At 32.9% G+C, this 12,500-nt stretch carries 9 protein-coding genes and 1 pseudogene; 7 read left to right on the forward strand and 3 right to left on the reverse strand.

The window, feature by feature from the left end; translation table 11 throughout:
* The 4 genes and pseudogenes from H5S39_RS05275 to H5S39_RS05290 form a co-directional block, all read left to right on the forward strand.
* A pseudogene (locus H5S39_RS05275) lies at positions 1–444 on the forward strand (UPF0236 family protein); the annotation flags it as partial.
* A gap of 1,112 nt (positions 445–1,556) precedes the next feature.
* On the forward strand, positions 1,557–2,171 hold the full coding sequence (locus H5S39_RS05280) for a recombinase family protein (protein WP_182596983.1): 615 nt from the start codon (positions 1,557–1,559) through the stop codon (positions 2,169–2,171).
* A gap of 1,300 nt (positions 2,172–3,471) precedes the next feature.
* Positions 3,472–4,071: a recombinase family protein gene (locus H5S39_RS05285; RefSeq protein ID WP_182596982.1), complete on the forward strand. Its 600-nt coding sequence runs from the start codon at positions 3,472–3,474 to the stop codon at positions 4,069–4,071.
* Between the two features lie 198 nt (positions 4,072–4,269).
* Positions 4,270–4,443 (forward strand): hypothetical protein, encoded by a 174-nt coding sequence (locus H5S39_RS05290; protein WP_182599957.1) that lies wholly within the window; start codon positions 4,270–4,272, stop codon positions 4,441–4,443.
* A 102-nt stretch (positions 4,444–4,545) separates the two neighbouring features.
* Here the strand turns inward: H5S39_RS05290 and H5S39_RS05295 are convergent, their stop codons facing one another.
* The gene (locus H5S39_RS05295) at positions 4,546–4,716 is read right to left on the reverse strand and encodes a hypothetical protein (RefSeq protein WP_182596980.1); all 171 of its coding nucleotides are present in this window, start codon (positions 4,714–4,716) and stop codon (positions 4,546–4,548) included.
* A 281-nt stretch (positions 4,717–4,997) separates the two neighbouring features.
* Positions 4,998–7,841, reverse strand: a complete 2,844-nt coding sequence (locus H5S39_RS05300) for an SEC10/PgrA surface exclusion domain-containing protein (RefSeq protein WP_182596979.1) — start codon at positions 7,839–7,841, stop codon at positions 4,998–5,000.
* 312 nt (positions 7,842–8,153) lie between these two features.
* Between H5S39_RS05300 and H5S39_RS05305 the strand changes: the two genes are divergently transcribed.
* On the forward strand, positions 8,154–8,480 hold the full coding sequence (locus H5S39_RS05305) for a helix-turn-helix domain-containing protein (protein ID WP_182596978.1): 327 nt from the start codon (positions 8,154–8,156) through the stop codon (positions 8,478–8,480).
* Between the two features lie 152 nt (positions 8,481–8,632).
* Here the strand turns inward: H5S39_RS05305 and H5S39_RS05310 are convergent, their stop codons facing one another.
* Positions 8,633–9,988 (reverse strand): MFS transporter, encoded by a 1,356-nt coding sequence (locus tag H5S39_RS05310; RefSeq protein WP_182596977.1) that lies wholly within the window; start codon positions 9,986–9,988, stop codon positions 8,633–8,635.
* Between the two features lie 97 nt (positions 9,989–10,085).
* On the opposite strand from H5S39_RS05310, the gene H5S39_RS05315 reads away from it, so the two are divergent.
* Together H5S39_RS05315 and H5S39_RS05320 are read left to right on the forward strand one after the other, a co-directional pair.
* Positions 10,086–11,192 (forward strand): ArsR/SmtB family transcription factor, encoded by a 1,107-nt coding sequence (locus tag H5S39_RS05315; protein WP_182596976.1) that lies wholly within the window; start codon positions 10,086–10,088, stop codon positions 11,190–11,192.
* 77 nt (positions 11,193–11,269) lie between these two features.
* A complete protein-coding gene (locus H5S39_RS05320) occupies positions 11,270–11,785 on the forward strand; it encodes a hypothetical protein (protein WP_220477063.1) in 516 nt (171 codons plus the stop codon).
* The last annotated feature ends 715 nt before the right edge of the window (positions 11,786–12,500 follow it).

The following is a 12,500-nucleotide window of genomic DNA, read 5'->3' on the forward strand; positions in this document are numbered from 1 at the left end:
CTAACGGAAAAACAAACAGACGACCTAATGCACTTAAGAAAGTATCTACAGAGGAATTGGCAGTATATCCCCTCACCACAAAGGCGCGGATTTAAGGAAATTCATTTAATCGGTTCAGTCGAAAGTTCTCACCGGGCCTTTACTTACCGGATGAAGAAACAGGGCAAGTCATGGACTGAGCAAGGGGCTAAAGCGATGGTTGGATTAATTGAAGCCCGAATGAATAATAAACTACAAGCTAGTCTAAATACGATTCTAGAACAATTAACTGTTCTTCCTCGAGTAGCTCAAACAAGCCTATTACAGGAAATGCATATTCGCACTGGAGAGTTTCTCAGAAAAGCACCAATAAAGTCATCAGTCGGGGCAGTGCAAGGAACAATCCCGATTAACACTGCCACAAGTAGACCAATGGGACAACTTTTAAAGGCGCTAACCCACTAAAACTGCATATTTAAAGGCTACCTATGAAAACTTGACAGATACCAGGAGGAAGCAATCAATTTACATGATTAATAAAAAATAGTATAATTAATTATGTAATAAGCATTGAAGCTATACTTATTACTTATTCATTCCTGTTTTGGTTTGGATAGTCTAAATGAAGTTGGTTGAAAATCGGTGTCGTCCAAAACAATGGTTTTCAACTTTTTTATTTGACGCTTTTATTATAAACATAATTTTGACAAAATAAAATTATTTTTAGCAAAATCCTTGATAATTAGGCTATAATATATTATAATGAATGTCTAGAAATAATTTTTAACTTTATATCTTTAATCTCAAAGTATAATTTTATTTATAATTAAAATATTAAGATTTTCTTAAAATAATTAATTTGTTATTTTCTAAAAAGCAGGCTCAATACTAATACCAGTAATGAGCCTGCTTTTTGGACTTCAGGTTATTTAATTAGTTCGTTGACTTTTAATCAATCGAAACAACAGCCTAAAATTCTGATAATCCTGCGCATCGAGATTATTTATTTCATTGATTATCATGTCATTGATATATTGTTTTATTGTAGGCTCCTGTTTAACCATTGCTAAGGCCCGTACCGTATCATGTGCATTTCTTGTTAAACTTATGGAAGCAGTTTCCTTTTTACTATTTTCTTTTGAGTCTAAATTATTAATCATATTTAAAAGTTCCTTTCTAACCGAATTATTAAGGTCATTACTACTATCATCTAATTTCTAATATTTTTTCTTAACAATCTTTTTTTAATATCTAAATTACTATCAATTCTAGGTGTACAATAATTTGGCTTATATTAAATTTCTTTACAACAATATTGAAATTACACAAACTCTCGTCTTCTTTCTTTCTATATAATTCAAAATAATATATCATTTTAATTTCGGCTACTATATTATTTTTGCCGACTTAAAAAACGGCTAAGAATCATTATGGTTCTTAGCTGTTTTTTTCATTATTCACTGGCAATTTGTCACAATAGGGTACACTTCATTGAGACATGCAGAGTTACAATGTCATCGGCAATACAATTGTCACAATTAATGTAACATTTCAATTCAAGGAAGGAATTAATAAATATGGCAATAATATACTATGCACGAGTAAGTAGTAATGATCAAAATCTTAGTCGGCAATTGGCTAAAGCACAAATGGTACATGCAAATAAAATTTTTACAGATAAACAAAGTGGTAAAAACACTGATCGTCCAGGGCTGAAGATGATGCTGAATTACATTAGGGAAGGAGATATTGTCGAGATTGCAAGTCTAGATCGACTAAGTAGAAACTATAGCGACATCAAAAAACTCGTACAACAATTGAAGAACAAGAAAGTTCGATTAGTAGTTGATGATTTCCCTATTTCTAATTCAGGAAACAAATTAGTCGATGAGTTTTTACTTGATATTACAATCAACTTGATGAGCTTTGTTGCAGAGAACGAAAGGCAAAAAATTAGGGAACGTCAAAGACAAGGAATTGTGCAAGCAAGAAAGGCAGGCACATACAGGGGAAGAAGCAAAAAATATGCACCTTACTCAAACAACAGAGAAGGACGACTAGTGTTTGAAAACATTAGAAGAAAATATCTGACAAACAATTACACATCCAAAACCCAGTTAGCTAAAGAAAATGGTATCTCAAGACAGCAACTATACCGCATTATTAATATGATAAATAAGCAACAGAAATAATATACAAAATGAAAATTAAAACAGATATTATTTTCATTAACACCAAAGTAAAAGAAAACAATAAGGGCTAACTAAAGTAATAATAACCATTGAATTAAAGGCATTTATGAATAATCACAAAACAATATACATAATGGGATAAGCCCATTGTATTCATTATTCTGTTATGCATATTCCTTTGTCCCTTTAGTGTTTTCCCTCTTTCATTCCATACCTTTAATGCTTTTCTCTACTTGTTGCTGATATTATTATTACGCAAAAAAATACATTGCCCAAAATAAGATTAATTTCTCCCCCTCAGATAATTAAGACTTGCCTATGGTATGCAAACACCTATAGATGCCTATATATCGCTATTTATAAGGCATCATAAAATTTACATATTAGTAGTATCATTCGGGACTTCGAGCTAACTGATAACATACGCAGTAGTTTTTTGAACGATAGTAGTACAAAAGCATTGCAAAAACATTGTTATAAGAGCAATGCGCCATGTATCACAAAATAAACTAACTTAAGTTACAAAATGACTAAATAACGATTACGGTATAAATTAAGTAAGAGGAACACTAGATAATTGTAAAAAGTCCCCCAAGAAAGAAACACAAAACCTGGGAATGATGGATCGACTATAAACACTGATATAACAGGCACTAGCAAGTAATCACAAGCTATGGTATTGAAAAAGTTACCTTTTCTTTTTATTGTGATTAATCTTTTCTACTAAATAGCAGCTAATTGCATAATCTACTTGAAAGGTGAATTGGTAAGTTAAAGTGGGTGTAATAATAACCCAGCAGATATCAAAGTAACTTTGGGAAAGCAGAACCAGTAAAAAGCTTAATATAAAGCCATTTGTGGGACAATCACAATATATAATACAAATGGAAAAACCATTGATACAATATATGTGTATTAATGAATCCATCCAACTTCATTTTATTATTAACTTTGTTATCATAATAGCAAAATGATTAATTTTTACACACATAACGAAACAAGTACAATAATAAAGAAACTAACAACAGCACTTGTAAGTAATTAACACCATAAGAATTACTGAACATCCCAAGCATGGAAAAATAATAATGGGACTAACAAAGAGTTGTAAACGCTGTTATAAAGGTAACAACAAGGAATCACAACATACAATACACAATGGGAATAAGCCCCATGCAATACGTTCTTTGTTTTCGCATTTATTATATCCAGTCCTTCCTTTATATAATCCTTATTCTTAAAAAATAATTACAATAGAATAACCACATATTAACAATTATTTATATGAGGTGATCTTATTATGGAATATGGTTATATTGCTGGTTATTCTAATGATATTTATGAAAACGATAGTCTTTTAAATCAATTGAAAAATGTACTGGAGTGGGGTATTGATCCTGATTTAATATTCATGGACAAGTTTACTGGTAAGTGCAAGGGACGCTTTACCCTTAACTACCTTCTCGCCAATGTTGTGAATGAAGGCGACATTATTACTGTTGCTAACATCTATAATTTATACTCAAACGTTCGCGAACTAGTTAGCTTGATGTATTTAGTTGAAGACAAAGGTATCAAGCTGAATTCAAATGAAGCTGAATATGATGCTAACAGCTCAATAGAAGACTGGTTCTTTGCTTGCCAATTGTCTCATCTAGAATACACTAGTTACTTACATATGCTACATCGACAAAAAGCTAGCCGAAAAGCAAACTACCAAAGGCTAATAAACGTTGGTGGTCGCAATAAGCGTGTTATAACCGGACAATATCGGCAGGCTTACAAATATCTCCAATCTCATACATATCGTGAAACAGAGGCTAAATTCCATCTTTCAAAATCCACATTGTACCGAATAAAACAACAATTAAAGCCAAGCAGCGATTCATGTTTTGCGTAGAGCTAGAATCCATTTAGTGGTCTATGAAGAGTTGGTTAAATAGCATTGATCCAAACGACGTTACTAAAACATCGTTATTTAAAGAATACAAGAATGAGGTTCAAATTATTTTTAATAAAGCAATTACTTTTTACGGTCACACTACTTGACTACAAGTACAAGACATCAATTTTCCAAAGGCTTCATTCGACGATCTAAGTGATGACTTTATTATGGCTGATGGGGGCTGAAGACAACATTGAGTATATGTGCGATTACTATGGTTATTCGCTTCCTAGTGACATAATGAAGAGAACAGGAATTAATAATGCCAAGGCAGTCAATTACTGTTACCATCAAATGCAATACTACCGTCAAGCCAACAATAATTAAATACAAAAAAGGTGCTTCCTAAAACCAATACAGTTCTAGGAAGCACCTTTTTAGCTATATAACTTAATTAAACGGAAAAGAATCTTTATTGCTTACCATATTCTAAAGGTCGAGACGTACTTGCAAGATCTCGTTTTGCTTCTTCAAGTCTTTAATTTTAAATTGATCTTCTTGATGGGTAATCTCTAACTTTTCGATTTCATCGTCAACTTGTTCAATAGTATGACTAGTTAAAACAACCGCAACTATTTGATAACCGTAATTGTCCTTCACGCATTATCATTGGCCTTTAATACATAATCGATATTTTTAACAAATACCGTTTGGGTTGTCATATATATTTCATGTAAATGTTTTCTTAACATTATAATCGTGTGTCCTTTCTTTATTAAAATTGTTGAATCACACTTCCCAACGTTGTTATTCCATGTTTAATTTTATTCAGCAAAATTTTTTCAAGCTAAAAAAGCATGCAGCGTTGTGAAAGAACACAAAAATTCAACGCCCCATGTTTTCGGAGAATATGCATATTATTATGCAATCATTATTCTAGTTTAAAATTCCTTTTTGCTTTTAGCAACTAAGCCAAGGCCAAACATACCACTCAGTACACCCAAGGCAATTACAGCTTTACTATTTTCGTTACCAGTTTGTGGCAATTTGGCTTGTTGCGCCTTGTATTCTTCACGTGTCATTGGTTCAGTCTTAGTGCCAAATGATACGTTGATGGTTTCTACTACAGGAGCTTCAATACCAGCTTGTGGCTTTGCAGTGTCCTTAGATACAACATTAATGTATTGACCTTGTGATCCTGCACTTGTAGCACTTTCACTGCCAGTTGTTGGCAAAACAATAGTTGGCTTATCAGGAGTAGCAGTCTTAGTAGCTTCACTACTATCAGACTTAGCAGGCTTATGACCAGCTTGGTTAGAAATTGATGCGTTACCAGTGTCTGGCTTTGCAGGTGTGGTAGGCTGAGTTGGCGTTTCACCATTTTTGTTGTCATCACTCTTAGTAGGGGTTGATGGCTTAGTTGGAGTGGTAGTTGTTCCCTTATCATCACCCTTTGATGGGTTGGAAGGTTTAGCAGGTGTAGTACCATGATCCTTGTTACCTTCATCTGGCTTGGCAGGTTGAGTAGGTGTTTCACTGCCCTTATTGTCATCACCCTTAGCAGGAGTTGATGGATTGGTAGCATTTTGCAAATCTTGAATCTTCTTATTAGCTTGAGCAAGTAATACTTGTGCCTGACTAATATTTGCCTTAGTAGTAGCAATCTTATTATTTAAGTCTTTAATTTGATTCTTTATGCTGTCTAACTTAGCTTGAGCATTCTTAACAGCTTGTGCTGTATTTGCACTAACCTTAGCTTTTGCCTTATCAAGTTTAGTTTGCTTAGCATCTAAATCTTGTTCAAGGCTCTTCAAATCTTTTTCGTCTTGCTTCTTAACACTTAAAGCATTGTTAAAAGCATTCTTAGCATCCTTAACCTTTTGGTTAGCAGCATTCTTAATTTGAGTAGCTTCAGATTGAGCATTTTTAACAATGGAATTTTCATTAATATTAGCTAATTGATTACTCTTCCAAGTGTCAAGGTTAGCCAAGTCATCCTTAGCCTTGTTGTACTCATCTTGTTGACTTGCTGTTAATTGGCTAAGGTCGAATTGAACATTAGCCTTCTTTGCTTGTAAATCTTGAAGCTTTGCTTGAGCTTGATTATATTCAGCTTGTTGGCTTGCTAAAGCATTCTTTAAATTATTAATTTGACTATTCAAGTTATTAATCTTAGCGCTGTTATCAACAGTATTTGCACTCGGAGTGATTGGCCCCATTGCGGCGTAGTTAGCAATTCGATCCATCATGTTAGGGGTGTTATTGTGAGCAGGTCCATCGTAATCAAATGTTAAGACATAATATTGACCGTCACTAGTCAGATGAATACCAAAGGCTGCGTCATAACTTAAATCTCCAGTATCCATTAAGAAGTTTTCACGGTGTCCCCAATCACTAGATGCATCTGCGTTAAGCATTGAAGAAAGAGTACTATCAGCATCGGATAATAATGATAACATATTTGTTGTTCCGCTAAAAGGAATATAAGCTAAATTCTCATACTGATCTTGACCAAATGCGCTTACAATATCATTTTCACTATGAGTTAAAGTTTCTGCGCTTGGTTGAGCAGCTCGGATTTGTGCTTGGTTATATTTTTGTTCAGTCATAGTAAATGGCTTTAATCCACGTTGCTCACGAGCATGATTAATTTGGTTCATCATTAGAATAGCTAATTCTTGTTTTTGAGCATCTGTCATTCCAATTTTGCCATTGACACCATCAAATTTAGTAGAATAGTAATTATCATACTGCGAAAGAGAGGTATTAACACCATGATTAGGATTTGCATAATTCAAATTGCCTTTATCATTATCAGGACTAATATAAAGATTTTGTTCAACAATATTACCATTAGCATTAGCATTCATATCAGCTGGCGCCCATAAATTATTACGACTTACATTTTCTAAAAGTGATTTTGAATAATCAATATAACCATTAGGAACTTGCTTAATATTAGAGTCAGTTTGTGAAGAACTTTGCTGATTCTGTAAATCCTGCACTTGCCCTTGTAAATTACTAATTTGAGAATTAGTATCATTTACCTTATTTTGTGCGTCAGTAAATTGACCATTTGCATCACTAATCTGATCATTTAATTGCTGATTAGCTTGAGCCTTGCCTTGGTTTTCAAGCTGGGCGATTTTATTTTGGTCATCTTGCTTAGTCTTTTCAACTGTTTGGTTAATACTTTGCTTAACAGTATCTTGTGCTTGTTGCACCTTTTGATCAGCTTCTTGTTGCTGTTGCTGTGCTTCAGCATTAGCCTTATCAACTTCACTTTGTGCTTGTTGTACAGCATTATTATCTTCTTCAACCTTAGTCGTTTGACCATTTACTTGTTGCTGTGCCTTGTTATAATCAGCTTGTGCTTGTTGCACAGCTGGATCATTAGCAGTTGCCTGTTGTTGAGCTTGCTTTGCTTGATCCAATGCTTGCTGAGCAGCAGTTTGTTGACTTTGCAAGTTAGACAATTGTTGCTGTTGATTTGCTAAGTCAGCATTACCATTATCAATTGCCTTTTGCTGAGCCTGAGCATCAGCTTGTGCTTGTTGCAATTCACTGTTCTGTGCTGGTGCTTCAATAGTCCCCGTATCTTGAGCTGGAGTTGTTGCATCGGCGTGAACATTAGTGTTGCCTGCAAATGCTACTCCACCAATAACTCCTGCTGTTAACAAGGTAGCAGCCATCCAGTTCTTACCAGACTTGTAAAGCTTCTTGTGGGACTTAAGTTGGTTACGGTATGCGATACGACTAAGTTGTGCATTTTCTTTTTTATTCATTCTAACTACTCCCCCGACACCCTTAATTGGTGTTTTTTAGTTTTAAAGTTATTCAGCTGTAGTTGTTGATGGTTTTATAATTTTCTCAAAAATGTTGTTGCATTAAACGTTAATATAGTTTATTCAGTGTAACTTTCTAAATTCCATCAACTAATACATGGATATTATAACATCTAATCACATAATAGTTACATCAAATTTACATCTACACTTATATGTGCGTATAAGTGTAGAGAAATAACAAGTTAAGTGCCTTATTTTCGTGTTTTATGTCAAATACGATAGATATAAACTAAGAAATGAGGCTTCAAAATGAACAATCTAGGAGCTAACATCAGAGCCAGGCGCCATGCACTTGGTATTACACAAGAACAACTTTCTAATAATACTGGATTATCAATTAACTATATTTCTCGATTAGAGGTTGGAACTGCTAATAATGTCAGTGCTAAGACGCTACTATCAATAGCGGAGGTACTAAAAACAAGTATGGATAAACTGGCAAATGGCTCAATTGATGAGGCTGAAATGGGTTATTACCAAAGAAAACTTTGGAATACTCTAAATAACATGGATGATGAAAAGGCTGAACAAGTATCAAAGAATGTTTTAGGCTTGATTAACCTTGATAGGGAGTAATCCTCTCACTATTAGTAAAGGCAGGTACTACGATTTTTGTGATTTCGTAGTACCTGCCTTCTAATTTTTAAAATAGTCTTAATAAAATAGTAGAAATTTACATATCTAACTCTGCAGTTTTTATTATCAATGTCTATTTTATGAACTCATTCTTAATTATCTAATGCTCTTTTACCTATAACCAATTCTAAAACTATTGCAAGTACTATCAAACCGCCTGCAGTAATCCATCCAAATTTAATTGCCGTCATTATTTTATTAGACCACATATTTAAAAACAGTGAACCTACTGCCGTTCCAATAGCTATAGCAACATTTTGAATCATTCTTTGAAGAGAACCAATACTGCCTTGTGAGGTGATATCAGTAGTCTTCATGATCGCAGATATATTTGCTGGTTGAAAATATCCGCCACCAATACCATAAACAAATAAACAAATTGTAACTAAAATATATGGTAAAAATGGTTGATACATAAGTAATAATAGGAAAGAACAAAGGATAATAACTAATCCATACTTAGAAAATAAGTTATCCTTTAAACCATCATTATGCGCACTAGATATTCTAGAAAATAAGACTAAACCTATGGGCGCTCCCAGCACCAATATTCCTGTTAAACCCGAATTTAATTTAAAAACGGTTTCAAATAGATAAGGTGGCATTAAAAAGATTATAGCTGAAGCAAAGCCGAATGCCATCGTTTCGTACAAATAAATTAGCAATGATCTCTTTTTTATAAGATTCATCACATCAATAATGGGAGTTTTTCGATCTTTTTCTACTTTAATTAAAATACCCATAACTAACAAACTGGAAATTATCAGCACCATTCCAATACTAGTAAGCGAACTTAGCAATGATAATCCACTAATAAGCAAGACTACAAACAATCCGTTAATAAGACTTCCAGAATAATCGACAGTTTTAGCATATTTAGTTTCTGATATATACCTAATTAATTTCTGATTACATAGAACTCCTAATATTATAAATGGAATATTTAACCAGAATATTCCTTTCCAAGAATTCAAAGATAATAATAATCCACCTAAAGAAGGTCCAAGTATGGGTCCAAGCCCAATCATAATCCCTAAGATTCCAATTGCGGAACTTGATTTTTCTTTAGAAACTAAAGTAGTGATTAAAGAGGCAGACGTCGCCTGCAATGCAGCTGCACCAATTCCTTGTAAAATCCGAAACGTAATTAACATTTGAATATTAGTAGAAAAGCCACAAAGTAATGAACTAATTCCAAAGAGTATTAAACCAATATACGAAAAAACTAACTTGCCGAACTTATCACTTAGTAATCCAAAAGGTAAAATAAAGACAGCAAGACTAGCAGTGTAACCAGTAACTGCAATAGCTGTGATATTTGCCGTAGTTTCAAAATAAGCCTTAAAAAACGGTAAAGCAACATTAATAATCCCTGTATCTAGCGTTGACAATAACATTCCTATTCCAGCCACTGCAATTACTAAATTATCCTTAGTTTCTGTATTCATGTTAATAATCCTCCTTGCTTGGAATATGCTAATTATGTTAGTATCAATGCAATTAACAATCAAACAATTCGAAAAATATCGAATCGAGAAGGATAATATGACAATTAAAATAAATTTTAGTAAATACTCTACTGTTACAGACGAAACTCTTACTCAAAGGTTTCAGTTTGTTTACTCGCCTCTAAACGAACTTCTTAGAAGCCTTCATGTTCTGATGAATCCTAGGCACCATGGTCTAGTTATAGATTGGGCATTAAAAGCTATAGAACTTTTAGATGAAGAAGACATTAATAGTTTGTACTATTTCAGCCCAATATATGAATTAGGCGTCCCTTCTACAATACTTTGTAATTTTCAATATAATACTGGTAACTTAGAAAACGAGTTATCTATAGTCCACTCTTTCCTAACTAAGCAAGACAACATCAATGAATTAATAAATGAATTGATCACCTTAAAGCATGAAAGAAGTAATTCATTTATTCCAATTCTAGCTAAGGGACTTGAGTGGCAGGGCTTTTCTTTTAACCAAAATTCATCTCTTATCAAGGATCTTCAGAGTAACCCGCAGCCTATTATTGACCGTTTCATTAACTTTATTATTAAATACAATAACAATATCTTTTCTACAATTTGGAAAAAAGAGAATATCGCTAAAATATTGTTTCAAGAAATTAAAATGTGTGCAAAATCAATTAACAATCATGGTATTAGATTTGCTATAAACGAATTACAAGTCGATCGTATGCATTGGAAAAAAGACTCCTTGATCATTAATAAACCTTTTGAACGTGAAATTAACCTTAAAGATACTGACACAATAATGCTAATACCAAGTTTTTTTATATGGCCTCACCTATTTGTTGATACATTCAAAAATGGCATAGTTATTACTTACGGGCTTCAAAGAAGAGATGATATAATCTACACTCCTAAAGAATTGTTGTCAACTTTTAAGGCTCTAAGCGATCCAACCAGACTCCAAATACTAAAAACTGTTTCAAAATCACCTTGCACCACACAGGGGTTATCCCAACTATTATCATTAAGTACTTCCACCGTATCTAGGCATTTGCAAATATTAAAAGATGCTAATCTACTACAAACTACTAAGCAAAAGAAGTTCGTCCTTTATCAAATAACTAACCGAATTTTTGACTTAGTTCCTGATTTTCTTAGATTCACGCGAGGTGTTAGTAAATGAAAACTATTAATAGTGCACTTACCTGTAATAAATAGCTAACTGTTAATGAAATATCAAAGGTTTGTCATCTAAATAAAATGCTAGTAGCTGAACAACTTCAAATTGATGAAACTATCATTTCACTATCTTTTTATGGTCGAAAGTATTACAAAAATAGAACAAACTATAATACGTCTAAATTAGGCAATGACAGTAATAGAATGCTAGCTAAGAGAAGAAATATAAACAATTTACGCACTGCGAGAAGATGTTTAAATCATCTTGGCGGTCAGTTGGGCATTAGTATTTTTAAATATGCTGAAGCAAAACATTTTATATCTACTTCTAATAAAGTTGATTACTATATTACCAAAAAGGGGGAATTTGTCTTTAATAAATTTTATGACATAAAGCAAAGCAAGATAACTTCCTGTCTAGATTTTTCTGAACGTAATTTTCATTTTGGTGGAATACTAGGAAATAATATTTTAAATTTCTTATTACGAAATAATCTATGTATATTAACGCCAAGTCGAAAAATAGAACTTTGTAAAGCTCCTTCTATAATTATCCATTCAGTTTTTTATCCAATACCAAACAAATTACCGGAGTAAGGCCAAAAATAATCACTTCAATAATATATATATAAGTCATCGATAAACCTTACCATATCAACGAATTGTTTGATCACTTGATTAAGCGCATATACAATTTTTCTGTGTATATAATAATCTTTAATACATCTTTATAAAGTATTGATATATCAAGGATTAATAAAATCTGTAAGTTTTAATAATGTTGACTAAAGTAATCTATCAGAAAGACTAAAAGTATGGCATAATTAGTTAATCCTTAGAGTAAGAATAAAAAGATAACCTCAATCCAAACTTCACAAATTATTGAGTGACTTAGATACTAATAACCTAGCAAAAAAGTCTTGAATTTAATGAACCCAAATAAGTAATGACAAAAAGTACTGTGTAAACTCAAAATACATAGTACTTTTACTTGTTTGTCTACTAATATTTACTCTCCCTTAATAATTAATATCATTGTGAGTCTTTGCTATATAAGTTCTAAAAGCACTAGATAATAATTCCTATTTGCAGAGCTTTTTAGCCATTCTTATTAGCAATCATATTGTTTAATTAAAATTGCTTAGAAGAGGCTTTAGTGCTTGCTTAACTCACTTTTGCGATTGTTTGGCCGGTCGGGCATAGGTACCGTTAGCTTTATTTAGAGTAACTTCGAGTAGTGTTGAACTTCAATTTGACTAGCAATCTCATCCAATTACTCCCAGCCCTATAGCTACTTTTTGTTCATCGGTGC

The sequence above is a fragment of the Limosilactobacillus rudii genome, assembly GCF_014145455.1.
In the GTDB taxonomy this organism is placed as follows: domain Bacteria; phylum Bacillota; class Bacilli; order Lactobacillales; family Lactobacillaceae; genus Limosilactobacillus; species Limosilactobacillus rudii.